Annotated in this window: 25 protein-coding genes; 18 read left to right on the top strand and 7 right to left on the bottom strand. The window is 32.5% G+C overall.

Going from position 1 to position 26,188, the window contains the following annotated elements; genetic code table 11:
* The first annotated feature begins 314 nt into the window (after window positions 1-314).
* From OQ292_RS31110 to OQ292_RS31085, 6 genes are all read left to right on the top strand, one after another.
* The gene (locus OQ292_RS31110) at window positions 315-653 is read left to right on the top strand and encodes a PadR family transcriptional regulator (RefSeq protein ID WP_284688025.1); all 339 of its coding nucleotides are present in this window, start codon (window positions 315-317) and stop codon (window positions 651-653) included.
* Window positions 650-3,322, top strand: coding sequence for an FtsX-like permease family protein (locus OQ292_RS31105; RefSeq protein WP_284688024.1), 2,673 nt, complete (start codon window positions 650-652; stop codon window positions 3,320-3,322). Before OQ292_RS31110 ends, OQ292_RS31105 begins: the two co-directional genes overlap by 4 nt.
* A gap of 53 nt (window positions 3,323-3,375) precedes the next feature.
* Window positions 3,376-4,362 carry an AAA family ATPase gene (locus OQ292_RS31100; protein ID WP_284688023.1) on the top strand — a complete coding sequence of 329 codons (987 nt, stop codon included), beginning with the start codon at window positions 3,376-3,378 and terminating at the stop codon, window positions 4,360-4,362.
* A gap of 28 nt (window positions 4,363-4,390) precedes the next feature.
* Window positions 4,391-5,338, top strand: coding sequence for a GlxA family transcriptional regulator (locus OQ292_RS31095; RefSeq protein WP_284688022.1), 948 nt, complete (start codon window positions 4,391-4,393; stop codon window positions 5,336-5,338).
* Between the two features lie 90 nt (window positions 5,339-5,428).
* A complete protein-coding gene (locus OQ292_RS31090; RefSeq protein ID WP_284688021.1) occupies window positions 5,429-6,484 on the top strand; it encodes a DJ-1/PfpI family protein in 1,056 nt (351 codons plus the stop codon).
* Between the two features lie 92 nt (window positions 6,485-6,576).
* Entirely contained in the window at window positions 6,577-7,038 is a 462-nt protein-coding gene (locus OQ292_RS31085) for a hypothetical protein (protein ID WP_284688020.1), read from the top strand.
* Here the strand turns inward: OQ292_RS31085 and OQ292_RS31080 are convergent.
* Both OQ292_RS31080 and OQ292_RS31075 read right to left on the bottom strand, forming a co-directional pair.
* A complete protein-coding gene (locus tag OQ292_RS31080) occupies window positions 7,035-7,523 on the bottom strand; it encodes a response regulator (RefSeq protein ID WP_284688019.1) in 489 nt (162 codons plus the stop codon). The two genes, OQ292_RS31085 and OQ292_RS31080, sit on opposite strands and share 4 nt — an antisense overlap.
* 101 nt (window positions 7,524-7,624) lie before the next feature.
* Window positions 7,625-8,176: a response regulator transcription factor gene (locus OQ292_RS31075; RefSeq protein WP_284688018.1), complete on the bottom strand. Its 552-nt coding sequence runs from the start codon at window positions 8,174-8,176 to the stop codon at window positions 7,625-7,627.
* Between the two features lie 385 nt (window positions 8,177-8,561).
* Here OQ292_RS31075 and OQ292_RS31070 point away from each other — a divergent pair, with 385 nt between their 5' ends.
* From OQ292_RS31070 to OQ292_RS31060, 3 genes are read left to right on the top strand one after another with little or no spacing between them, the layout of a single operon-like run.
* Entirely contained in the window at window positions 8,562-11,027 is a 2,466-nt protein-coding gene (locus tag OQ292_RS31070; protein WP_284688017.1) for a T9SS type B sorting domain-containing protein, read from the top strand.
* Window positions 11,008-11,934, top strand: coding sequence for a PorP/SprF family type IX secretion system membrane protein (locus OQ292_RS31065; protein ID WP_284688016.1), 927 nt, complete (start codon window positions 11,008-11,010; stop codon window positions 11,932-11,934). Before OQ292_RS31070 ends, OQ292_RS31065 begins: the two co-directional genes overlap by 20 nt.
* A gap of 11 nt (window positions 11,935-11,945) precedes the next feature.
* Window positions 11,946-14,138 (top strand): OmpA family protein, encoded by a 2,193-nt coding sequence (locus OQ292_RS31060; RefSeq protein ID WP_284688015.1) that lies wholly within the window; start codon window positions 11,946-11,948, stop codon window positions 14,136-14,138.
* Between the two features lie 120 nt (window positions 14,139-14,258).
* Here OQ292_RS31060 and OQ292_RS31055 read toward each other — a convergent pair whose 3' ends face one another.
* Window positions 14,259-14,411, bottom strand: coding sequence for a hypothetical protein (locus OQ292_RS31055; protein WP_284688014.1), 153 nt, complete (start codon window positions 14,409-14,411; stop codon window positions 14,259-14,261).
* Between the two features lie 354 nt (window positions 14,412-14,765).
* Between OQ292_RS31055 and OQ292_RS31050 the strand changes: the two genes are divergently transcribed.
* The 8 genes from OQ292_RS31050 (at window position 14,766) to OQ292_RS31015 (ending at window position 20,586) form a co-directional block, all read left to right on the top strand.
* Window positions 14,766-15,044: a DUF4235 domain-containing protein gene (locus OQ292_RS31050; RefSeq protein WP_284688013.1), complete on the top strand. Its 279-nt coding sequence runs from the start codon at window positions 14,766-14,768 to the stop codon at window positions 15,042-15,044.
* 292 nt (window positions 15,045-15,336) lie between these two features.
* A complete protein-coding gene (locus tag OQ292_RS31045) occupies window positions 15,337-16,170 on the top strand; it encodes a patatin-like phospholipase family protein (RefSeq protein ID WP_284688012.1) in 834 nt (277 codons plus the stop codon).
* 55 nt (window positions 16,171-16,225) lie between these two features.
* The gene (locus OQ292_RS31040; RefSeq protein WP_284688011.1) at window positions 16,226-16,849 is read left to right on the top strand and encodes a porin family protein; all 624 of its coding nucleotides are present in this window, start codon (window positions 16,226-16,228) and stop codon (window positions 16,847-16,849) included.
* A gap of 179 nt (window positions 16,850-17,028) precedes the next feature.
* Window positions 17,029-17,484 (top strand): ferritin-like domain-containing protein, encoded by a 456-nt coding sequence (locus tag OQ292_RS31035; RefSeq protein WP_284688010.1) that lies wholly within the window; start codon window positions 17,029-17,031, stop codon window positions 17,482-17,484.
* A 231-nt stretch (window positions 17,485-17,715) separates the two neighbouring features.
* Complete coding sequence (locus OQ292_RS31030) at window positions 17,716-17,871, top strand: YqaE/Pmp3 family membrane protein (protein ID WP_284688009.1); 156 nt, start codon at window positions 17,716-17,718, stop codon at window positions 17,869-17,871.
* A gap of 77 nt (window positions 17,872-17,948) precedes the next feature.
* A complete protein-coding gene (locus tag OQ292_RS31025; protein ID WP_284688008.1) occupies window positions 17,949-18,530 on the top strand; it encodes a hypothetical protein in 582 nt (193 codons plus the stop codon).
* Window positions 18,531-18,650: 120 nt separating this feature from the next.
* The gene (locus OQ292_RS31020) at window positions 18,651-19,448 is read left to right on the top strand and encodes a DUF1206 domain-containing protein (protein ID WP_284688007.1); all 798 of its coding nucleotides are present in this window, start codon (window positions 18,651-18,653) and stop codon (window positions 19,446-19,448) included.
* Window positions 19,449-19,512: 64 nt separating this feature from the next.
* On the top strand, window positions 19,513-20,586 hold the full coding sequence (locus OQ292_RS31015; RefSeq protein ID WP_284688006.1) for an NAD(P)-binding domain-containing protein: 1,074 nt from the start codon (window positions 19,513-19,515) through the stop codon (window positions 20,584-20,586).
* Window positions 20,587-20,592: 6 nt separating this feature from the next.
* Here the strand turns inward: OQ292_RS31015 and OQ292_RS31010 are convergent, their stop codons facing one another.
* The 4 genes from OQ292_RS31010 to OQ292_RS30995 form a co-directional block, all read right to left on the bottom strand.
* Entirely contained in the window at window positions 20,593-22,197 is a 1,605-nt protein-coding gene (locus OQ292_RS31010) for a pentapeptide repeat-containing protein (protein ID WP_284688005.1), read from the bottom strand.
* Window positions 22,198-22,336: 139 nt separating this feature from the next.
* Window positions 22,337-23,497 carry a peptidoglycan DD-metalloendopeptidase family protein gene (locus OQ292_RS31005; RefSeq protein ID WP_284688004.1) on the bottom strand — a complete coding sequence of 387 codons (1,161 nt, stop codon included), beginning with the start codon at window positions 23,495-23,497 and terminating at the stop codon, window positions 22,337-22,339.
* 104 nt (window positions 23,498-23,601) lie between these two features.
* A complete protein-coding gene (locus OQ292_RS31000) occupies window positions 23,602-24,030 on the bottom strand; it encodes a hypothetical protein (RefSeq protein WP_284688003.1) in 429 nt (142 codons plus the stop codon).
* Window positions 24,031-24,437: 407 nt separating this feature from the next.
* Window positions 24,438-24,986, bottom strand: coding sequence for a hypothetical protein (locus OQ292_RS30995; RefSeq protein WP_284688002.1), 549 nt, complete (start codon window positions 24,984-24,986; stop codon window positions 24,438-24,440).
* A gap of 443 nt (window positions 24,987-25,429) precedes the next feature.
* Here OQ292_RS30995 and OQ292_RS30990 point away from each other — a divergent pair, with 443 nt between their 5' ends.
* On the top strand, window positions 25,430-25,861 hold the full coding sequence (locus tag OQ292_RS30990; protein WP_284688001.1) for a hypothetical protein: 432 nt from the start codon (window positions 25,430-25,432) through the stop codon (window positions 25,859-25,861).
* The last annotated feature ends 327 nt before the right edge of the window (window positions 25,862-26,188 follow it).

Below are 26,188 nucleotides of genomic sequence, written 5' to 3'. Positions count from 1 at the left end.
AAAAATCACCTGTGAGTTTAGGTAGTTTGTATAGTATAATTTTTAGTAAGCGTATAGTGATTGAGCTCAAAGCCAAAAGTGGCGATGATAAAATTTACAATAAATAAGTCGGGAGATTTTTATATCTAGATATTGGTATTCTTGTGTAGTAATTATGGAGGATAAATTTTTTAGTTTGTTAATTATTGTAAATGCATAAAATATATATAATATGACTAATCAACTCCACAAAACCGAAAGAAATATTTACCAATAAAATTTGATGGTATCTAAATTCCTTTTATATTTATTCGACAAAACCGAAATAAATAAAAATGAAAGGTCTTTATTTAGGCGAATTTGAGGAGCTGGTAATGCTATCAGTAGCCATTTTGCATGGCGAAGCTTATGGTATTGCTGTAATGGATGAGATAAAACAGCAAACTGGTAGAAGTAGTACCATAAGCACAGTGCACGAAACATTGATCAGGTTAGAGAAAAAAGGATTTCTTGAATCACATACTGGTGGAGCAACCAATGTGAGAGGAGGAAGAAAAAAGCGCTTTTTTGAAGTTACTGCCTACGGTAAAAAAGCTATTAACGAAGCAAGAGAGCAGCGTAATCGCATGTGGCAACAAGTTCCAAAAGTGATATGGGAGGGTGGTAGCTTATGAAAGAGCAAGACAAAAATCAATTGCCACCAAAATGGGCAGATCGGTTTATTAAATGGTATTGCTTAGAAGAATACCAAGACGATGTAACCGGAGACTTACACGAGCTATTCGAAAGGAAATTAGAAACCACAACATATACAGTTGCAAAGTGGTGGTATGTTTGGAATGCCATCTTATTTATGCGCTTGTATAATCTCAAAATAACACAGTACAAAATTCATTTTTTAACTTTTGTTCCTATGTGGAAAAATTATCTTAAGATTAGTTACAGGCACATGCTCAAAAATGCGCCTTATATTTCAATTAATGTAATCGGTTTAGGTCTGGCACTGGCAAGTGCTATTTTCGCCTATGTACTTGTAGAGTTCAATATGGAGTTTAATAACATCTTTGAGAACACAGATAATATATATCAAATACAAGTTCGAAAAGATGCTGAACAAGGTCGTGATTATGAGTTGAGGAGTAATATGACGCCTATAACTATGGGTGAAACTGTAACTCATGAACAAAATGGCATTGAGAGTTTTACCCGATTCTTTATACAAAATGATTATCTGAGTAATGGTGATGATGTTTTCTGGGAAAGAATTTGTTATACAGATACTACTTTTTTTGATTTCTTTAATTTTCCGTTATTGTCTGGGAGTTTAGAAACCTTTAAGCAAGACCCCTCTGCCATTTTTATTGAAGAAGAAGTTGCTATAAAATATTTCGGAACAGAGCCTGCTGTAGGCAAAACCTTATACATTAATTACAATATCGAAAAAGACGTAACTGATGAAGAAGGCAATGTAAAGAAAGAGAAATCGATAGAAGAGGTTGGTTTTCAAGTGGCTGGTGTTTTCAAAAAAATGCCTAAGAATAACAGTTTTAAAGCCAAATTTTTAACAAGTACAGCTCATTATTTTAAGTATAAAAAAATTAATAAAGATGCAATAGATGGTTGGGCACATCCCGTAACATTTATAAAAATTGATAACACAGTAGCGGCTAATCAACTAGAACAAAGTCTACAAAGTTATATACCAACTTATAAAGGTCTCTCTGCTGAACTTTGGTCTATACATCAATTTTATCTTATTCCCTTTAAAGACATTGCATCAAAAAAGCATCATTTAAACAGTTCGGGATTACCAAACTCATTTGTTCCGATGGAGCCGATCATGATCTTCTCGGTGATTTCAATACTTATATTATTGGTAGCTATTTTCAATTTTACCAATACAACAATGGCATTTGCACAGAAAAGGGTAAAAGAAATTGGTATTAGAAAAGTATTGGGTGGAGTTAAGCGGCAAATTATCTTTCAGTTTCTTTTCGAAAATCTGATTACTTGTATGATTTCACTATTCCTTTCTCTAATATTTGCCGATTTTTTTATGGCGTGGATAAACCAAACAAACCCTCCATTTGAGCTGGTTTATGCCAACAACTATAGTATGTTTGTCTTTTTGGTAGCGCTTCTTATTATAGTTTCGATTCTCGCGGGTATTTACCCTGCTTTGTATATAGGCAAAATGGAACCTTCGTCAATATTAAAAGGCAACTATAGATTAAAAGGCTCAGGTACTTTCACTAAAGTATTATTGGCTTTCCAATTTTGTATTTCTTTTATAGCAGTATTTGGTGGAATTGTAATGTTCAAAAATGCATCTTTTCAATCGAACTTAGATTTTGGATACAATAGACAAAATCTGATTAGTATGTATGTTACAGAAGAAGAAGGTGATCTGTTATTGAATGAAGTGAACCAAATTGCAGGTGTAAAATCTTCAACAATAAGTCATTATCACATAGGTGGAGCTTGGCCAGAAACGGTAAAATTTGAAATGGGAGATGAGGAAAAAAAGGTTGAGTATGTTTCATCAAATAACAAGTATCTGAATCTATTAGAGGTAAATATTTTGCAGGGAAATTTATCAGATGAAAACATAGATACCTCCGCTGTCTGGATTAACGAAACACTGGCAAAGAGTTTTAATGGTGAATCACCTCTTGGGCAAAACATAAAAATTAATGGGATTGATAAACATGTGGTAGGTGTAATTCAAGACATTATTTACAATATGTTTGATAGAAATAATAAAGAAACGAGTCCATTAGTAATTGGTCATAAAAATAGTTCAGAAGGGTTTCTGGTATTGAGAACTTATCCAAACCAAAAAGAAGTGGTAATAGCAAACTTGAAAGAGATTTGGAAAAAGCATATTGCTTACGAACCTTATCAAGGACAAACTCAGGAGCTTTTACTATCGAATGATAAAGAGACAGGCAAAATTTTTAAAGAATTATTTCTATTTCTAGCAGTCCTAACAGTAATTTTATCTGCATCTGGTCTGTTTGCACTCATGTCTTTAACTATTAATCGAAAAGTAAAAGAAATAGGCATTAGAAAAGTAATGGGTGCGAATTTTAATCAAATACTTGTTTTGATAAATAAGCCATATTTAATAGTTGTTTTCATCGCTTGGGTTTTAGGCATATCACTAGGTTATCTGCTAACTAAAGAAGCTTTTTTAAGCCAATACAAGTATCAAGTAGAGATTGGAATATTACCTTTTGTAATCTCCTTACTAGTTATTTTAATAGTAACATCAATTACTATGGGAGGCAAGGTTTTATCAGCAGCAAATTCAAATCCGTCGGATACTTTAAGAGCTGAGTAAATGAGAAGATTAGTTTTACTTTTGTAGCTCAAAACAATATTAAAACTAATAAAGTGAAGAGAGGATTTGTTTTTGGTAAATACATGCCATTCCATAATGGACACAAAGCTTTAATCGATTTTGCAAATTCTAAATGCAATGAGCTGTTTGTGGTTGTCTGTTGCAGTGATAAAGAAAAATTGCCATCTGCAACTAGAGTAAGTTGGATAAATGAAACATATGCTGATGAACCAGAGATTAAAGTAATCGAATTAAATTATAAAGAAGCAGAATTGCCCAATACTTCGGAATCTTCTACGGAGGTTTCCAAAGTTTGGGCAAATTACTTTCAATCTGTTTTGCCTGAGGTAGATTTATTGGTTACTTCAGAAAAGTATGGTGAATATGTGTCGGAATTTATGCAAATCGAACATATTTACTTCGACCAGCAGAGAATAAAAAATCCTATCTCAGCTACAAAAATAAGAGAATCTGCTTATAATAACTGGCATTTTTTACCAGATGCTGTAAAGAGAGATTTGCAAAAGAAAGTAGTTCTTTTAGGGACAGAGTGCACTGGAAAAAGCAGTATTTCAACAACACTTTTTAAGGAGTTTAATAGTGTATTAGTTGAAGAAGTTGGAAGAGAAATTATTCAAGATTCAAAAGATTTTTCCCTAGAACAAGTAAAACTGATTGCTAAAGTTCACGCTGAAAGTATTGAGAAAGAAAGCAAAAAATTAACTCCTTTTGTATTTATAGATACAGATATCCATATCACGCAATCATATGCTAAATATGGATTTGGAAAGTATCTTGAATTAGATAAAGAGATTTACCAAGCCAGTAAAGCAGATTATTATTTCTATCTAACAAAAGAATTACCTTATGAGCAAGATGGCGGTAGATTAGAAGAAGCAGATAGAAATATATTAGATGTACATCATAGAGAAACATTGAAAGATTTCGATATAAATTATAAAGAAATATCTGGTGATTGGACTTCTCGATACCAGCAAATTGCAAATTTTTTGAAGGATGTAAACTTTTATGATTGGTAAGCTTCAGTTTTTGTATTAACTTTCTTTTGTGAGCAAAGTAATTTTTATAATTCCACCCAAAGTACATTTATTAGATTGCACAGGTCCAGCACAAATTTTTTATGAAGCCAGTATGTATGGTGCTGACATAGAAATTCATTTTGCTACATTAAACAATGATACTGATATTGAAAGTAGTGCAGGTTTACATTTTTCCAAATTGGAGCCTTTTAGTCAGTTTAATTTAAGTGAAGGTGATTTTGTTTTTATACCTGGCTTAGAATATCAGCTAATTTCAGATATAGCTTTTCAGCAAACTTGCAAAGCATTTTTTACTTGGTTAAATCAGCAATATGCCAATGGAGCCAATGTTTGTTCAGTTTGTACAGGCGCTTTTTTACTGGCAGAAAGTGGTTTATTAAATGATAAAAGCTGTACCACACACTGGAAGTTTGTTAAACGATTTCAGCAAAGATATCCTACCATCGAATTAAAAAAGGAGAGACTTTTTGTAGACAATGATCATTTGTATACGAGTGCCGGAGTAGCTTCAGGAATTGATTTGGCTTTGTATTTAATAGAAGTGCAATACGGTGGAAAATTCGCTGCTGACATTGCTCGGGAAGTTGTCATTTACTTTCGACGGAGTAAAACAGATAAGCAATTAAGTGTATTTCTTCAATACAAAAATCATATGGAAGAGCGTGTCCATTCAGCTCAGGATTATATGATTGCTAATATCCAAAATTCATTCACCATAGAAGAAATTGCCGAAACTGTAAATATGAGTCCTCGCAATCTCACGAGACTTTTTAAGAAAATTACTGGAATTACCATTGGCGCTTATTTGGAAAAGTTACGAGTAGAAAGAGCAGTACATCTTTTAGCAGCGCAAAACAAAGTCGATTTTGTAGCAGACCAATGTGGATTAAAAAGTAGCAATCAACTCAGAACTTTATTAAAAAGGCATAAAGACGTTTTACCTACCGAAATCTAATTGAAAAACATGTCCTAATTCTGCGTATTGTTGTCCTTTCGCTGTGCGACTTCAGCATTTAACTTAGCCTTATAACTAAAACATAAATCAATGCTGAAACTGATCATTTTAATTTTTACGCTTTTAACTTCATCATTATTTGCACAGCCTATGGCGACTTATTATTGTCCTCCTTGTAATAGCCATTGCGACGAGTTAGAATTTACTGAAATGGGCAAATGTACTCATTGCGGAATGACATTAATTACTAAAGAAGATCTTTCCAATTTCAAAAAATCATCGCAAAAAACAATTGCTTTCTATTTGCAGTCTGGTGTAGAAGTGCTGGATTTTGCTGGCCCAATGGAAGTTTTTGCTTATGCTGGTTACGAGGTTTTCACTGTTTCTAAAACTAAAGACTCAATTATTACCCAAGGGATAATGAAAGTTATTCCAGATTATAGCATTGAAGATACTCCCAAAGCAGATATTCTTGCTTTTTTTGGTGGAAACTCAAGTGTTGCTTCTGGAGATTCTGAAGTTATAAATTGGGTAAAATCACAAGACGGAATAGAATATTACTTTTCAGTTTGTACAGGGGCTTTTATTCTGGCAGAATCTGGCATACTAGATAATAAAACAGCTACTACTTTCCACGATGCTTTAGATGGATTGGAAAATAATTATCCTAAAATAAATGTACTAAAAAATGTTCGCTTTGTAGATAATGGCAATGTTATTACCACAGCTGGCATTTCGGCGGGAATCGATGGAGCATTGCATTTGGTAGCCAAATTACAAGGTTTTGATGTGGCTAGAAAAACTGCTTATTATATGGAATACGATAAGTGGACTCCCGGTGAAGGTTTAATATTGGCTGAAGATAATCCTTATACTGATTTGGTAGCTACTTCAACTTTATCAGAATATGAAGGCCACTACGAATATAAAGACAATTTGCAACTACAGTTAGTAATTAACGAAAGAGAAAAGGCTTTAGAAGTTACCATCGGAGAAAGAACCTTTCCTTTGTTCTATTTAGAAAAGGATAAATTTCTTGATTTGGGTAAAAATGTGGTAAGCTTTCAGCGAAATGCTTCAGAACAGATAACAGGATATACCATTTCAGATACAGAAGATAGGGTATTTAAAAAACTTCCTAATTAGGCTTAAAAAGCAATATTTTGAGTGTTCGTGGTTTAATAATACAAGATTGTTTTACCTAGAAATAATGTCAAATTAACCTAAAATTAAATTTCATGGACACTCAAAATACAGAATCGCATCACTTACTGCCTAGTGGAGAATGGGAAGGTTTTTACTGTTATAGCAATTCACCTGAGCAGCACAAAATGGCTATTGAATTATCTTTTTCAGACAAAGTTGTCTCTGGTTCTGGTGAAGATGATGTAGCTCCATTTACTTGGGATGGAAATTATAATTTGGATACCTTCATCATCAAAATGATAAAGACTTATGCTACACACAAAATCTCTTATAAAGGAGATATTGATGAAAATGGCATTTGGGGAATTTGGGAAGATCTAACAGACTTAAGTGGAATGTTAGATCCCGAAACCATTAAATATATTCTAGAAAAATTTAGTGATAAAATTAAAGGTGGATTTCACATTTGGCCTAAAAAACAAAACAGTGAATCGAACCAAGAAGAATTAAAAGAATCTAAAAAATTAGCAGAAATCTATATAGAACATTTTTAATTGTTTTGCTTATCTGTATCGATCAATGGTTTTAACTTATTAATCATATTATCAAATCTGTTTGAGAGTTCATGTAGTTTTAGATATTCGATTTGCATTTTTTGGTAGTTTATTGAGCGCTTCCATAAGGAGTGAAGCACTTCTGGTAATGCTTTTATGTTATCTTTTAACACATAGGCATCTGCCGCACTAATTACAGTATCTTTTGCTGTTATTATGTTTACACTCCCAGTAACAAAAATAAATGGGGTAAAAGAATTGTATCGTCTACTTATTTGAATAGCATCATAACTATTAAAACCCGGCACATTAAAATCTGCTAAAATTACATCGGGAGAGTATTTTTTTATTTTTAATTTGTAGTCCGAGATTTCGTCGCAAACAATTATATCTATTTTGGAGCCAGCTTTTTTTAACAACTTTCTGATAATATATTGATCGGCTTCATTGTCTTCTAATAATAGAATACATTCAATTTCGCGCATACTTTAAAATTAAAGCTATTTAATTGCTTAGATTTATTTTCAGGAAATAACGCAAAAAATAATAATAATTGGCTACTTTCAATTTATTCAACAATATTAATTTATGCTCCTTTTTTTGTCCTTCGTTCATTTTTAATATTATCCATTAGTTTTTCTAAATGGATTAAATCTTGTGTCTGCATTTTATTAATTTTATCTTTTATTTTTTTGAGCATCATACCGTGCAGATCAACACTTTCACTAAGCTGCATTAAATCATGATATTGGGTCTGAATTTTTTTACTCTTAGAGCAGTTGTGTCTTCCTATTTTTAGAATGTTGGGTAAATATTCAATATTATCTCTTAATAGGTAACCATCAGCATTAGAAAGTGCTGTTTCACTTACATAGTCTTCTACAATTTTATTTGATAGAAATATAAATGGTATCCAAGGATTAATTTGCTTTGCTAACATTAAAGCTTCATTACCATTCATTTTTTGCATGTAATAATCAGAGACAATAAAATCTGGGGCAGATTGTACGAGGAGTTCTTTAAAGCTTACTTCATCTGAGCAAAGTATAATTTCAACATAATTATCATTTCTTATAAGAATGTCTTTGATTAATTGCAGATCTCTATCAGAATCCTGCAGAAAGATGATTTTTTCCATATTATAACCTATTCACTGATAAAACTGCAATTTGCTCTCATTAAGAAAATGTTAATGAGTAACAAAATTTGTCTATATTAAATATAAATATTGAATTTTAAAACAAATTTAAAGTTAAATTAAGCTCATCGAAAATAGTATAAATTATAATGAATTTCAGTAAAAGTTACATTTAAAATCCATCAATATAACTTTTCGTAGAATTAATAATACTAATATATGAAGCTAACAGAGGCTGATTTTTAGATGTGAAATATATTTTCAGCAAAATTTATATACACAATCCTTAATAAAACTAATGTCGATTAATAATAAATAAATGTTAACAATAAATAGTTAGAAAATCTATTAAATACCTAAGTGATAAGCTTATTTTTTAATAGTTATGTCTAGATTTTTATGTTATATATTTTTAAAGGCAAGCTTCATTCTGCCCATCTTGGGTATCTCCTTTAATCTATATTCGCAAAATGAAATTGGTGGTTTAGTTAATTCCTATGCTTCTGTAAAAAACATTTTGGGAGGTTGTACCATCGTTTGCGATAGTACCAGTGGTTTTAATGCGAATGACAGGGTATTAATCATTCAAATGAAAGGAGCCAGCATCGATACGCTTAACAATTCAGGTTATGGTGCTATTGATGATTTTGGCAATGCAGGTATTTACGAATTTGCTAGTGTACAAGCAGTATATCACGATACTATATTTCTACAAAATGAACTTATAAGAAATTATAATGTAAACGATGTTGTACAAGTCGTTGGAATTTCTTCTTACAAAAGTTTAAAAGTTACATCTGAAATTACGGGTAGGGAATGGAATGGAGAAAAAGGTGGAGTTATTTTTTTAGAGGCAACTGATACCATTACCTTGAGTGCAAATATAAATGGCAATGCTATTGGTTTTAAGGGTGGAGATTATTCGACTTCTTCAGATGTAATTTGTGGCTATTCAGATTATTTCTCTCACTTTAATGATGGCAACGGCGGTCGAAAAGGAGAATCAATTGTCGCATATAGTTATAATGACAGCGGGAGAGGGCCATTAGCAACTGGTGGAGGTGGTGGAAACAACCATAATACTGGCGGTGGTGGTGGAGCTAATTTTGGTACTGGTGGTATTGGTGGTAAACAGGCAAAAGGTTGTGGTACTTCATCGCCAAATGTAGGTGGTATTGGTGGTATTGGCTTTAGCTATCCTCTTTCACAATATCGCTTATTTTTAGGAAGTGGAGGTGGTGGTGGTCATCAAAACAGATCTACACAAAACTCAGATGGTGTTAGTTCTTTCGGAGGTAATGGTGGAGGTTTAGTAATAGTTTCTTCAAAAGCATTAATACACAATGGTAACAGAATAAGTGCTAATGGCCAGACTGTTACAGATATAGCCGAAAACGATGGTGCAGGCGGCGGTGGAGCAGGTGGAACTATTGCTGTTTTTGCTGAACAAGTCCAAAATGAATTAAGACTTTTTGCAACTGGTGGAGATGGTGGTAATGTAGACAATGCTAAAAGATTGAATGATTACCATGGTCCTGGTGGCGGCGGTGGTGGCGGTGTAATCTTTACCAGTTCTGACAATAATGTGAAAATTGTAACCGATTTGGTAGCTGGTGAAGCCGGTATTCTGTATTATAGTACCAATCCAGATATTGTAATACCAGGTGGTGAAAACTATGAAGCAGAAGATGGTACAGATGGTGGAATCGTAAATGATATTTTCTATCCAGAAGGTACGATTGCTTGTCCGATAGTAAGTGGTTTGCGACCAGAAAACAAATCTGAAAGTATTATTGCAGGCCAAGCAATTGAAATATCTGTAAACCCAGAAGATAATTTAGAAGATTATGTAATTGAAATTTTAGCTGGGCCACTTTTAGGAGAAATTGTAGGTATTGGTGATAGTACAGTAGCTTATGCATCTGAACCGGGAGTAACTGGTAAAGATTCAATAGAATATTCTTTGTGTACTGTAGAAGAACCTATCGTATGTAATTCGGCTTGGATTTATATAGAGTTAATACCCGACGATCGGTTGGTAGATGCTATTGATGACGAAGTTACAATTGTTGATTCACCAGCAAATGTATCTGAAAATGATTTGTTTGATACGCCAATTATCTATTCGATTGTTACACCACCTAAACATGGAAACTTTGGTCTCTCTACTTCCGGCACGTTGACCTATAGTCCGAATGAAGGTTACGATGTACCCGATACCCTAACATATTCCATTTGTACTATAGAGTTACCAGAAAGGTGCGATACTGCAACTGTGCTTATTAATACAGCACTCACTAACTATCCGCCGATAGCTTATATAGATTCAGTATTAACTGAAAAAGATGAAGTTGTAAATATTTCTCCGCTAGCAAACGACATCGACACCGATGGAGATTCCATTTTTATATTATCAACCACTAATTCGAGTCATGGGCAGGTAGAAGTAATTGGTGATGTAGTGATTTATACTCCAGAAGCTAATTTTATTGGTAGAGATACTATTGAATATATCATTCAAGATACAGGTGACCCAAGCTATAAAGGTACAGGTATAATTATAATAGAAGTGGTAGAGATTATTGAGTTGTTTATTCCAACAGGTATTAGCCCTAATGGAGATGGATTAAACGAATTTCTAATTATTGAAGGTTTAGAGTTTCTCTCTGATAATACACTTAGAATATTTAACCGTTGGGGTGAAGAAGTTTACAATTCTTCGCCATATCAAAACAACTGGGATGGTAAAAACAATGAGGGCAATCCATTACCAGATGGCACTTATTTCTATGTGGTTACTTCAGAAAATATTAAAAATAATTATTCAGGATATGTTATCATACATAGATAGATATATAGGTATAATTTTAATCTCATTTTGCTTTTGTGCACAAGTTAAAGCACAACAGCAGCAGATGTATTCTCATTATACAGCGAATGGGCTAGCAATTAATCCGGCTTATACCGGTAGTCGCGATGCAGTTAGTGGGGTTTTGAGTTACCGTAATCAATGGTCGCAAATTGATGGAGCACCAGTTACTCAAACTTTAGGTGTACATGCTCCTGTTTGGCATAAAAAAATTGGTTTGGGATTAAATATAGTTAATGATGTAATCGGTATTTCCAAAAATTTTAGCTTGATGAGTACCTATAGTTACAGGCTAAAACTTAAAAGTGGTTATTTAAGATTTGGTGTACAGGCAGGTGTGGTGAACTACAGAAATAATTGGTCTGAGGTAATTACAACTGACGAAGTTGATGCAGCTTTTTCTGGAGGAGATGAGTCTTTTTGGAAACCGAACTTTGGAGCAGGTTTGTATTTCAACAATCAAAAGTTTTTTGCGGGTCTTTCAGTACCAGTTTTAATTCCACATCAGTTAAATGATAATAATCCTGTAAACGGTGCCAAACTATATCAGCATTACTTTTTTACAGCGGGTACCTTATTAGGTTTATCTCCTAAGTTACAGCTAAAACCATCATTTCTAATAAAATATGTAGAAGGAGCTCCTGTTCAAGCAGATTTAAATGCCATGTTCATATTTAATAAGGCATTTTGGTTTGGAGGTAGTTACCGAACTAAAGATGGTGTAGTTTTTACTATGCAGTATCACACTAAAAAAATGTTGTGGATTGGCTATGCCTACGATTATCCACTTACAGATTTGAACCTAGTTACAAAAGGGTCTCACGAAATTTTTATTGGTATTGACTATCAGAAGTTGAAATCAAAAATATTAAGTCCAAGGTATTTTTAAAGGCAGAAATAATGAAACAACAGTTTGCCAAAGTGTTTAAAGGTACACTTGCAACAAATAAGTTTTTAGCTAAAATATACGCTATTGTAATCTTGCTGTTAACAGTGTTTACAACAGTAAATGCGCAAGAGGCTTCATTAAGAAAAGCGCATACTCATTACAACTATTATGAGTATGCTTTAGCTATAGATTATTTCAAAAAATCATCATCGGAGGGTAGAGTACTCACAGAAAGCGATAATATTAAGCTAGCAAATTGCTACAGATTTACCAATCAACCAGAATTGGCTGGTGAAATATATCAGCAATTGATTAACAAGTCTACTCCTAATGATAAATCAGTATATTATGAATACGGTAAATTGTTGTTGCAATTAGGTGAGTATTTGAAAGCGAAAACTATTTTAAAAAAATACCTAACTTTTAATCCAGATAAGGAAGAAGTTTTAGAATACATTAGAGCTTGTAATGCCTCAGAAGACCTCTTACAAAACAAGCTTAAAATCTTTGTAAAGAACGAATCTTTTAATTCCTCAGAGAATGATTTTAGCCCACTTTTGTTGAATGATACATTGTTTTTTTGTTCTTCGAGATTTGAAGATGAAAAGAAAAAATACTATTGGGATAACGAAGCATTCATCAATATTTACCAGCTATCAGATTCTAATAAAAGCAAAGCATTTGTGGTTCCTGGTATTATTAATACCAAAATGCACGAAGGCCCAATGGCTTACGATTCACTTAACCAAAGGCTATATTTTACCAGAAATACAAATACGATTGTAAAAGGGAATGATAAAGAATACTTATTGAATATTTATTCAGTAGAGTATAAAAATGGGGAATGGAAAAACCTAAAATCGTTTGAGCATAATATTAAGGGATATTCTACAGGTCATCCTGCTTTGAGTACAGATGGCAATTATTTGTATTTTACTTCAGACAGACCCGGAGGAATAGGTGGAACTGATATTTATTATTGTAAAAAAGAGAATGATGGTTGGTCTGCACCAAAAATTTTAGGCAAAGAAATAAACACCTTAGGGAAAGAGTTATTTCCAACATTTTCTAAAGATGGTTATTTGTACTTTTCTTCAAACTTGCATAGTGGTTTAGGTGGGCTCGATATTTTTCGAATTAAGATTATTGGAGGTTCTGCAAGGGGCAAAGTAGAAAATCTCGGTTTTCCATTTAATAGTAATAGAGATGATTTTGGATTGGTATTTAAAAATGTAAAAAAGTTAAGTGGCTATTTTTCATCAAATAGACCTGGAGGCAATGGAGGAGATGATATTTATTTCTTTAAAGAGTCTAAAATAAATATTCAGTTGGTGGTGATGGATTCGATCGAGTATAAAAAAATTCCTGATGTAAATCTTAGACTTGTAAGCGATCAAGGTATTACTGAAGACTTTGCCTCAAACGAAGAAGGTGAAATTTTGCTAGAGTTACAGGCTAAACAACGATTTATCTTTGTGTTTTCTAAGGATGAATATGTGAGTAAAAGGGTAGATTTTTCAACACAATCGCTTAACCCCACAACCGACACGCTCATATTTATAGAAATGAGAAAAGGTGTGTCTCATAAGATTGAGGGAGTAGTTTTCGATAAAGATGGTAACAACCCTCTTAAGTATGCAAAAGTTACCATGGTAGATTTAGAGAAAAATAAAAAAGAGATAACGCATACAAACGACAGTGGAAAATTTCAGTTTAATCCAGAGATAGATAAAAACTACGAAATTAAGATCGACAAAGAAGATCACTTTGTGCAAAAGATGCAAGTTTCAACCGACTCATCAAACTTTGATATTAAAGAAGAATTGGTGGTTGAGAAGATGGAAGTAAATAAGATTCTAGAGATAGAAAATATTTATTATGGTTATGATAAATATGAAATTACCGAAGAAGCTAAAGTTATCCTCGATAAAGTAATAACTATCATGAAAGATAATCCAACTGTGTTTATAGAGCTTAGCTCTCATACAGACCAACGTGGTACTGATGATTACAACTACGCGCTCTCAAAAAAGAGGTCAGATGCTGCAATTAAATATATTACAAGTAAAGGCTTAGATGCCTATCGCCTTTCTTTTCATTTCTATGGTAAATCAAAGCTGGCAGTAGAATGTCCACAAGGAGATTGCGATGAAAAAACGCATCAGTTAAACAGACGTACTGAATTTAAAGTGATAAGCTATTAGCATAACCACTTAGTTTTTTATAAATAACAGCAACAAATAAGGTAGCGGAAACCTTGCAAATTGCTGCTGTTAAGTTATGGCATTTGTTGTTTGGTTTAGTTGTTTATTGACAAGTCCAATTTAGTTTCTTGACTTTCTCAATGCTTTTAACAAGTCATCTTTAGTTACAGAATTATTGTTACCAGCATAAGATTTAGAATTATATATATCTAGATTTCTCAAAGCGTCTAATTGATTGTTGATGCCGAGTCCGAAATTTCTATTTTTTTTCATGGTAATGAGTAATTAATGTTTCATTCTCACTATAGAAATATCAGTGCCATTAAAATAAAAAAATCATTTTTAAGCGAATAGTAAAAGAAAAAGCGCTCTAATGCCATCTGAAGGCTGATTTTCTAGATTATTTTTAATCTTTAGATTTTTTTTGCTTTTGTGATTTGATAAAAAATTGTGGAAAAAAATCTCCTTTACTGTATATTTTTTGTGTAACTTTTACACACTAGGCTCTTTTTGAGAAAGGGAAATATGTAGATTTTGGCCTGTTTGTATATATATAATAGGAAAAGTGCCCAAAAGGTTTTTTGGAATGGTTTATTCTTTACTTTTTATAAACCAATCAATAAAACCATGGAAAAATCGAAAAACATATGGATGGTAGCTACTACTGTCGCTTCATTATTAGCAGCAAAAGCAACTCAAAAAGTATTAGACAAAGGTTACAAAAAAGTAAAAAAGAAAGATGCTCCTCAGCAAACTCAAAAAATGAGTAGTAAAGATAATACAATGAAAATTGTGCAATGGTCACTAATCTCAGGAGTACTTGTAAGTTTAGCCAAACTTGGAGCAGCACAAGGTGTAAGAAAGCTTTGGCTTAGAAACTATGGAGAAACACCTCCTGTAAAATAATTATCGCCATAAAGATTTATAAAAGCCCTCTCTAAAAGATGGGCTTTTTTTGTTTCTAGGGATGTAAAATGTCAATAAGCCACAACCCAGCAGCAGTTAGAAAGTGTGGAATCCACGTATACTATTAGCTACAATATTGTGGAACACTTACCCCGATTTGTTCATAAAAAATGAATTGAATTTCATTAAAAATACCCATATAGGCCCTGTGAGGCTGTTTTTAAGATAATTGCATAGATATTGGCTAATATAAATCACAAGCTTAATTATCAATAACACAACTATAAAACAAATGAACCTCAAATATAACATAGGCTTAGTATTAAGTGGAGGCGGAACCAGAGGCATAGCTCATCTTGGAGCTATAAAAGCTATGGAAGAAGCTGGCGTAAAACCAGAAATTATTTCTGGAGTTAGTGCAGGATCAATTATAAGTGCATTATATGCGAGTGGAAATTCTCCTGATGATATATTTAATATCCTATGCGAGCAGAAATTTATAAGTTGCTCTAAGCTTAGTTTTGGATTAAAGGGATTGCTAGAAATGAGGGGCTTGAAATCTGCAATTAGTAAATATTGTAAAGATACATTTGAAGAGTTAGAGATTCCAATTTATGTAGGAGCAACAGATTTGAACAGTGGAAAAATTACTTACTTTAACAGTGGTAATTTAATAGATGCGGTGGTTGCATCATCAAGTATTCCGATTATATACAATCCTGTTGTACTAAATGGTAATACTTATATAGATGGAGGCATTGTAGACAATATGCCGGTTAGTCCGATTTTGGATAAAACAGAGAACATTATCGGAGTAAATGTAAACCCGGTAGATAATCTAGATAGAATCAATAATTTATTCGATGTATTGTCGAGAACATTTCAGATTGCATCTAGATCCAATGTAGAAGGGGCGAGATTTTGCAATATTTTAATAGAACCTCCAGAGCTAATTAAATTTAGTTTTCTAGATAATTCTAAAGCTGAGGAAGTATTTAATATCGGATATAAATCAGCAAAACAAAAAATTCACTCTTGGCTAATTGGCGACAGTGAGAGTGCGAACAAACAATTAAAACCAGAACACGAAAGTATTAATATTCATAAGCTTTCAGAGGCTTGTTAATTATAAACCAGAAAGCTTAACATAAATCAGATAATCCTTAATTAAAACCAACATTATGAAATTTTCTATTAAAGGTATACTTACTATTTGCATTGTAGTTTTTTCAGCAGCAGTTGCATCTGCTCAACAAGACAAAGTAAAATTTGGTGTAAAAGGTGGTCTTAATATGTCTTACTTAAATGTAAATTCAGTATTAGACGAAAACTTTAGAGTAGGTTATCACATTGGTGTTGCTAGTGAAATTCCAGTAAACAATATGGTATCAATTCAACCAGAGGTTTTGTATTCTACTAAAGGTGTAAAAGGTGATATCTCTTTGTTAGGATTAAATGCAAGTAGCACATTTAAGCTAAACTACATAGAAGTGCCAGTAATGTTAAAACTAAACTTTGCAGAATTTTTTGATGTACATATCGGTCCATACGCAAGTTACCTGATTAGCTCAGATATATCTACCAGTGGAGATTTAGGTTCTTATGAGTTTAATATAAACGAAAACGATTTGGAAGAATGGGATTTTGGTTTAGGAGCAGGAGCAGGAGTACATTTAGATAACCTAGAATTAGGAGTAAGATATAATCAGGGATTAAGAGATGTAGGTAAATCTACAGCATCTAGCTTAATACTTGGAGACGCAAAAAATTCGGTAATACAAATTTACGCAGCATTCGGGTTATAATTCTAATCCATCAAATTTAGAGCTTTTTACTAGTCATAATTTTTATGATACTGGCTGAGTATTGCCCAGATGTAATTAGCTCAACAATAAAATTCAATCGTGTATATGACCAACAATACTAACTGATTGCGAATCAGTGGATACTAAAACTAAATGTTTAACTAAAATAAACTAAAACCATGAATGACTCACAGAAAAAAGTATATAGCGAGATTAAAGGTATAATGAAGATATGTAAAGACGGCGAAGTAGGATATAGAAATGCCGCCGAGCGTATCGAAGAAGAAAGTACTTCTACATTATTTCTAAGATTATCTCAGCAGAGAAAAGCTTTTTATTCAGAATTGGAAAGAGAAGTAGAGATCTTCTTTGGAGAAGCACCTCTACCAGGTACTAGCATTAAAGGTGATATGCACCACATCTGGCAAGATGTTAAAGCAACATTTACTGGTAATTCAGCAGAAGAAATTATCGAAGAGTGTATTCGTGGCGAGAAAGCAGCTTTAAAAGAATACGAAACAGTATTAATTAAGCAAGAAATGCCATTGGCATTCCAAGAGATACTAGCTAAGCAAGGAAGTCTTATTAAAAGTGCTTTGGCACAAATGGAGCTTCTTGAAACAGCAGTAGATTAACTGAAACTATTATAGAAAATCAGCCCTGGTAAGCGACAGAGAGGACTAAATTTTTTAATCTTTTTTCCTGTATTGCCCTTCAGGTAAGAAGCAGATTATGTTTGTCGGGGCTGTTATTAACTAACACATATTTAATCAGCAAACAATATTTTTTTAACTAAAATCAATTTTTCAAGATTGTTTGCTGGTGAACTTAAACCATTTAAAACTTAACTTTTTAAACTTTTTACCATGAAAAGAATAATTGAAGTAATACTCGCATTTTTTATTCCCCCAGCAGCAGTAGCAATGAAAGAGGGGTTATCAAAAACATTTTGGTTAAACCTGGTACTAACATTAATATTTTTTATTCCGGGTATGATCCACGCACTATTAGTAGTAGTATAAAGCAAGCACATTCAACCAGTTACCAACTCAATAATTAACCAATAATTTAAGATTATCAGTACTAAAAATTTAAAACCATGTTAAAGAGAGCAATATATATATCAGCAATATCAAGTGTAGCATTTTTCACGTCTTGTCATGTAGAAAATACTAAGAAAGCAGAAGTGCCAGATGTAGAAGTAGATGTAGATGAAGGAGAACTTCCAAAATATAATGTGGAGTGGGCAGATGTAGATGTTAAAACCAGAACTAAAACTATAGAAGTACCTAAGGTAGTAGTAGTAATGGAAGAAAAAGAAGTTGAAATACCATATGTAGATTTCGATATGCCAAACTCTAAAGAAAAAGAAGAGAAGGTAGTAGATGTTGAGATCGAGGTAACTGGTGAAAGCCAAGAAGTAAATATTGAAGAAGTGTATTTAGCAGATAACAATCTGGTAGTAGTATCTAAACTAGAAGATACTGGTAAAAAATTAGGTGATCAAAAAATGCGTGTATCTGACAGAATCATTATAAACCTGCCAGAAGATAAAGATGTAAGAGTAAAACATTATGTAATTGGTAATAGACCTGCCGGTTCATACAATAACAGGTATAGTTTCATTAGCTCGAAGTCTGAGATTCCTGAAGATATCAGCCACGCAAAACAAATTATATAAGCCTTGGTCGGGCAAACTTAGGTAAGTGTAAAAGCTTCTGTTAAATCGGAAGTTTTTACATACCTAAATCAAAAAATTCAAGATTTAAAATCAACAAACCCTAATTTAAATTTAACCACAATGAACAATTCAAGTGCAAAGAAAAAATTTGCAAGGATGGGTATTGCGACAAAAGGTGTTGTATACTTTCTGGCAGGTATTTTAACTACAATGGCAGCCTTAGGGCAGGGAGGTCAAAAAACTGGTAGCAAAGGAGTTTTCAGTTTTATACAAAATCAGGCTTTTGGTCAGGTTTTACTAGCAATTATTGCTTTAGGTCTAGCAGGCTATGTTTTCTGGCGTTTATATCAGGCAATTGCAGATCCAGAAAATAATGGAGATGATGCAAAAGGAGCAGCTTTAAGAGTAAGCTATGCAATTAGTGCGGTAATTTATGGTACTTTAACGTATACAGCAATTAAAATGCTTACCGGTTCAGGTTCTTCTGGAGGAAGTTCAAAACAAAGTATGGTAGCATCGATTCTCGAAAAATCTTACGGACCTATAGTTGTAGGTATTATAGCAGCTTGTTTATTTGGTAAGGCAATCTATCAGTTCTACAGAGCATATACTGGTAAGTATAAAAGTAAAATTAAAATGCACCAACTTAATCATAAGGCAAGAAACCTTGTATTAAAAGCAGGTAAATTTGGCTATGCAGCAAGAGGTGTAGTAATTACGATTGTTTCATATTTCTTTCTTAGAGCAGCAATTGAATCTAATGCATCGCAAGTAAAAGGTAAAGAAGGCGCTTTTGATTTTATTCAACAGTCTGACTGGGGATCAATATTACTAGCTATAGTTGCAATCGGGTTAGTTGGTTACGGATTCTTTATGATAGTAAAGGCACGTTACAGAGATATGAGTGCAGTAAGATAAGTGAACTTATCCGCTACATAATTTATAGAAGACATTTGCAGATCAAATAATTTTAAACATAAAAATGAAGATAAATAAAAGTACAGAAGTACTTGTAATAGGAGCAGGGCCATTAGGTGTAGAGTGCAGTGTGAATCTGAAAATAAATGGCATAGATCATATGCTTGTTGATGCAGGCTGTTTGGGTAATACAATATTAAAATGGGATAATAACACACATTTTTTAAGTACGCCAGACAGATTGGAAATAGCTGAAATACCATTTCAGAGTGTAGACCAGAAATCGCCAACTGGTGAAGCTTACCTATCATATCTTCGTAATGTAGTTGAAATATTTGATCTGCCTCTTTTTACTTATCATAAGGTTACAGAGGTAAAAAGAGAAGGTAGCAATGGCTTTGCAGTAAAGCTTTCACATAAAAATGCTATTTTCCAGATAAGTACTAAAAAGATTATTCTGGCAAGTGGAGGAATGAATGAGCTAAGTAATATGGGAATACCAGGAGAAGAATACAGCTTTGTTCATTCTAATGAAAATATCAATCATAAGTACTTTAGAAAAAAGGTTTTAATAGTAGGTGATGGTAATTCTGCCCTAGAAAAAGCGATTAGAGCTTTTAGAATGGGAGCAGATGTTTCTTTGCTTATCCAGCAAGAAAAGCTAGATGCAGAAAAAGTAAGATTTGAATATTTGCGAGAATGCAGATTGCTTATAGAGAAAGAGAAGATAAGACTCATTTCAAAAGCCCAAATTGAAAAGATTGACGAAAATGGTAATTGTTTCTTTAAAATTATGGGGATCACCTACGATGATAATTTCGACTTTATAATAAAATGTGTCGGCTACAATTTTAACGAAGCTTTGCTTAAAGAAGCAGGAGTAGAGCTAGACGAAGATAAAGTACCGTATTACGATAAAGAAACAATGGAAACCAACATTCCCGGAATTTATTTAGCCGGAACAGTGGCTGGCGGCTTACGCGATATGGAAAAGCTATTTATTGGAACTTGCCATAGCCATGTAGAAAAAATTATTCATCATCTTGATGATAGCAGTAAAACCAAAACTGGCAGCCCAGCTAACAGAAAATATTCATTCAAGTACGAAGATGTGCAGTTTCCACCAAGTGAGGTTTGAGTGTATCTAACTAATAATACCCAAGTCTAACAGTTTTTGATACTGTTCTGGGTCTGATGCTTTTAAGTCTTCAAATTTCTTTTTTTGTTCTTCTAACTTAAGCTCAGCCTCAGTCAATTTGTTTTTGCCTTCCTTCCAATCGTTTACAGGTTTAATAATTTGTAGTGAGATACTTTCGATTAGATGATTTTCATCTTTGTAGTTAAAAATCGGCAAAACGGAGTCGAATCTTTTCCAATGCTCAAACATTGAATACGATCTTTCTTTTTCTAATAAAATGGGCAAAATTGGAACAGATGGAAAAAATGGGATAATATGCGATAACTCTTGAGGAATACTTTTAGCATCAGTTAAATCTGCAATTACAAATTTTGCCATGTTAGCAAGTAGTTGAATTGTTTCTGTAAGATCGCGATTGCTAGATGGTTCAAAATCGAAAATAATGGGGGCTAAGTCGTATTTCTTTAAGTTTTCTCTAAGTGCATCTAAAACTACTTTTCGTTCCTTATAAAATCGACCTAAAATCAATACTGTTTTAGAAGTAACTGTATTAATCACATTCCTTATTTTCTGATTGTTGATAAGCAAATAGATGAATTGAGCGACTTCTATATCATCTACAGTGATGGCAATTTCATCTTTTTTAGAAATATTAAGTTGAGACTGTACTGTATTTTCTAAGCTTAAATCCCAAGCAGAAACTCCGTATATATTACTATGTGAAAGTTCAGCATTATTAAGTATAGTTCCTATCATGATAGCATGATTAAAATCTACTTTATGTAATCGAGCGCCAGTAAAATCACAATATGTTAGATTGGTGTCTTGTAAATTAGCATTAGTGAGATCTGCATTTTCAAAATTTGATGCAAGGAGGTTAGACATGCCTAAATTAGTTTTCATCAAGTTTGAATTACTAAAATCAGAAATTTGTAATTCACACTTTATTAAATTTGCACCTTTTAGGTTTGAGTTTTTAAAGTTACAACTGTTATAAGTTGTACTAAAAAGCATTGTATCTTGAAGATTTATGTTGCTAAAGTCAAATCGATAAAAACAGTTACGTTTATTATTAGGTACAAGGTAGGCTCCTTGAAGATTTATATCTTTATTTCTTGATCTAAATGTATTCCAAGATTCAGTATCCCAACCATCAATTCTGGCGACTTCTATTATTTGCTCACCGTTTCCTCCACCAAAATCTGCATTTTTGTATTTAAACACACCGGTACTTTTTTGAAAAGCGACATGTTTCAAATTAGCATTAGAAAAATCAACACCATCTAATTTTGTATTTCTAAAATTAGCACCTTCAAGATTTGCATTTCGGAATTGAGCAGATCTTAAATCTGCTCCATCAAAAGAGATGTTTTTTAAGTTTGAATTTGAAAAATTTGTATTAATTAAATTAAACTGATCAAGCCTAAAATATCCAATTTCTTTTAAATGATTTTTTTTATAGTTTTCTTCAAGTTTGGTAAAGTCAATATTACATAGTTGCGGAATTATATTTTTGTTTACATCTCTCCATTCATTCCATTTAGTAGCCCCATCTAACCACTCATTTGTACATTCTATAAGAAATTTTTCATGATCAGGGTTTGCTTTCATAGTAGTGTATAATTGAAATAAATAAGCGTAAATGGGATATTTTAATATAGATTGGATTAACCAGATAATTTTACAAAAAAGGCATAAAAAAAATCAACGATTGCTGATTTTTTTACTGGAAATGTAATGATACTTTACACTAGTTGAGAATAGTTTCCTCACTCTTAAGTGCTGTAAGTAATGTATGGTAAATAAATCCGTGTTGGCCATTTAGCAATTTTACTCTGTAAAAATCATTTGAAACGGCTTTTACTGCTACTGTTGCCCCACTTCTTAAAGTTGTATCTACCTCATTTTTAAGACTAGGACCCACTCTTACATTGGCACTGTTTTTTACTTTTCCATATTTATTATTTAATAAATCTATGGCATTGCTATTTACTTCTTTGGGGTAAATAGAAACATTATCTATAAAAGGTAATGGGTCTACAGGACCGTGCCCAGTAGAATAAATACCGAAGTGCAGGTGTGAAGCTGTAAATTTGGCATTACCAGTATTACCTACTGTTCCAATAGTATCACCGACTCTCACTATTTTAGTTTTAATGTATTGAGAATCTAGGTGTGCATAATATAAGCTTCTTTTTTTCTGTGGCTGATAAATCCAAATGGCTTTACCACCAAGCTTGTTTTCTGTGGTACTAGCTAAGCCAGATACTGCTGCAATTACCGGTGTTCCTTTAGGGGCAAAAATATCTATGCCTTCGTGAGAGCGAACACCACCATCTCTGCTAGCTCCCCAATAACTTTGAACTGCTCTGGCATCTTTACCAGCAACAGGAAAAATCATCTGAGGTTTTTTGCGAATAGAAACATCATAATATCCTTGTGAAAGCAATTCGCTTTGTAATTTAAATATGTAATTACCTGCATCTTTTATTTCAAGTTCTAGTATGCTATCTCCTTCTTCAAAATAAGCAATTCTTTCTGTATCAAGTTCATCACTATAATTACCTGAGGTTTTAAATAGCTCAGCAAAAAGTTTATCTTTTGATTGTATATCGATTACAAGTATTTCACCAGTTTTTAAATCAAAGATAAAAGATGAAGCCTGTGGAGCTCTTGCCGAAAAGTAACCCGTTTCTTTATAAGGTATACTTATAGATACAGTGTTATATATGGCCGAGTCCCAAGAAGTTTCCCATTTGTAAATTAATGTAGAATCAAACACATTAACCTTTTTTACCGAACTCGAATAAGCTTGTCTAGGTGAATATATATTTAATATCTCTTTTAATTTGTTGCATGAGATTAATACAAGTGTAATACCAATAAAGGCTCTAAATGTATTTCTGTACATGATAGTAATATGTCTGTTAAGGTTAATATCAATTAGACAAAGGCATACTGATGCAGATTTAATTTATCAATCTACTTAGCACCTTTGCTTAATTTCTTACTTGATTAGTCGATTTGTTTTCTTTGAAAGTAATTAGAAAGGTATTTGAACTTGATAATATGTTCGTGTATTACCTGCACCATTTCTGAATCCCAGAATTCGTAATGATCTTTAAGAAGTTTACTTAAAAACATAATTATCTTAGACAGATGGAATTTAATGGAATTGTTTTCAGTTTCATTCTCCATTTTCCTTTCAGGTGTATCGATAGAAAAATTCTCAACTTCATCTAAAAACAGATCTATGTCTTCATCTACATGCTCGATAGATAGCTCTTTATTTAGATGTCTGTATTTCTCATGGTATTTAGCCAAGTATAAAAAGCAATTCACATGTTTAATATATGAATCTAATATATTATCGATAGCATTTGTGCTGGCTAATGGTATATTTTGTTTTTGTCTAGTCTCAGTATCTTCAGATTTCAAATACATAATATTATAAGTCTGGTTAATTATTACCATAATATTATGTGAATTCCATGCCGACAGCCTACCAAATCAGTTAAGTTACTGATAGTCAGAATTATATGAATAATTAAGCATATTCAATATGTATATACACAGTTTTTATGTAGAAGCACTTACACAAAATTGTTTACATATTACTCATTTACCTTATTAGAAAGGTTAAATTATCTTATAAAGATTCGATTTATAGTATTTATGTAAGTAGTACTCACATACATTCAATTAGCTTTGAATTTGTAAAGTCGATAAGATACACTTAAAAACAGCATGTTTGTATTTACTTTAAAATGATAACTATTTCCCCAAACATTAAGGTTATTAGTAATTGAGTTTGATAGTTGGTTCTGGTAATTTAATTCCAAAATTAGTTTTCAAATATCTACTCTAATACCTGCATTATAATGTAAAGTAAAATTTTTAGGTGTTTTATCTAAATAGTTAATTACATCATTCAAACCAGGGTGAAATCGTTCATCTACATCGATATACGGAGTATTTAAGGCAAAATTAAAATTAGGAGAAATGCCAGCAAAGAACTGTGTCCTTTTCAATATTATAAAACTAGCCGAAATTTGTAAATCTATGGTGCGAGTGGTTATTAATCCTGTTTTTTTTAAGGGTGAGCCAAATCTGGATATTTCTTCTTTATTATAAAGTGTTAAACCAACATATTTAGAAAAATAATTAATATCTATTCGTGTAGATAATCCATTGGTTAGTTTATAATCGGCAAATAATCCGATAAATGGATTTCCAAAACTACTGGTTTGAGTTTCAATTACAATACTATCACAAAGGGCTGAACCAAATCTTTGTTGTCCGTAAATGCCAAACTTAGGTCCAAATGAGAATTGATTATTTTGGGCATGAGCACTATCAATTGCAAAAAAAATAAAGACAGTAATAATGTAATTCCTCACAATTGAATTCTTAAGTTGAAAAAATAAGATTATAGTCTTATAGCAGAAGAAGGTTATTATACGACGAGCTATGCTAAATATAAGGCATCATACTCTTTGTTTTAAGTATAGCTTATTTTTTTATTCGAGATATGTTTTGGTCTGTCTATATATCTCTGTTCTTCAGGATTTAACTCTACTTAATAGGCAAGCAGTAATCTTGTTTTATAAGCAATTACTGCTAAAAAATGCTAATTGTGTGGAATTTGGGAACTAAAATACTCAAAATTGTAACCATTTCACCACAACATTTCTTGGTATCAATTTTTTTGATATTTCTTGGCACACCGTTAAACAACTGATTATCAGTTTATTAACTGGTTTTATTCGATTTTTCTGAATTGTGGTACTTATTTTTCATATGTACAATCAGAAACCAAATTTAAAATATCAACATAAAAGCGATGAGAACATTAAAATTTATTTTTCCAGTATTTTTTGGAGCAACAGTATTTTTCACGAGTTGCGATACTTCACAAAGGTCATCAGATAGTGCTTACGAAGAAATGTCAGATGATTTTGAAGAAAGAAGAGAAGATCTAGCAGAAAGCATTGAGGATCAAATGGATGAGATCGACGAAGAAATTAGAATTAACGAATCTAAATTCGAGCAATCTTCTGAAGAAGTAAAATCAGACATTAAAGATGAGTATAATGATGCTAAGCAAAACCTGATGGAAATTAGAAAAGAATTAGATCAGGAATTAGACGAAGTACAAAACTCAACTGAAGATACTTTCGACGATATTGAAACCAAATTTAAAAACACTACTGCAAAAGTAGATAGCGAACTTAAAGAGTTTGGTCAAAAAGTAGAAAACTTATTTGAAAGCTAATAAATATAACTGCCAAGCAATAAACCAAATAATCTAAACACATAAACTAACACTAATCCGAAAGGATATACAACTTAACCAATTGCAATAATCAACCAGCAATGAACAAAGGGTTTAATTTACTATCTATCTTACTACTTTAACAAGGTAGATAGTAGATGCCCAAACTAACTACTAACACAAAGTCTGTAAATAATTACTATAGCAATCCAGCTAGATTAAGGCAAATAAAAAATGGCTATATGTAATCTTAAAATCAGGCAAATTAACCAAGCAGTTTTACTGCAAACAACATAAAACAATTAGCACTTAAACATAAATTTTAAA

It is taken from the genome of Chondrinema litorale, assembly GCF_026250525.1.
Taxonomy (GTDB): domain Bacteria; phylum Bacteroidota; class Bacteroidia; order Cytophagales; family Flammeovirgaceae; genus Chondrinema; species Chondrinema litorale.
The sequence above is the reverse complement of the archived record's forward strand: the minus strand, read 5'-3'. Positions and strand labels throughout refer to the sequence as shown.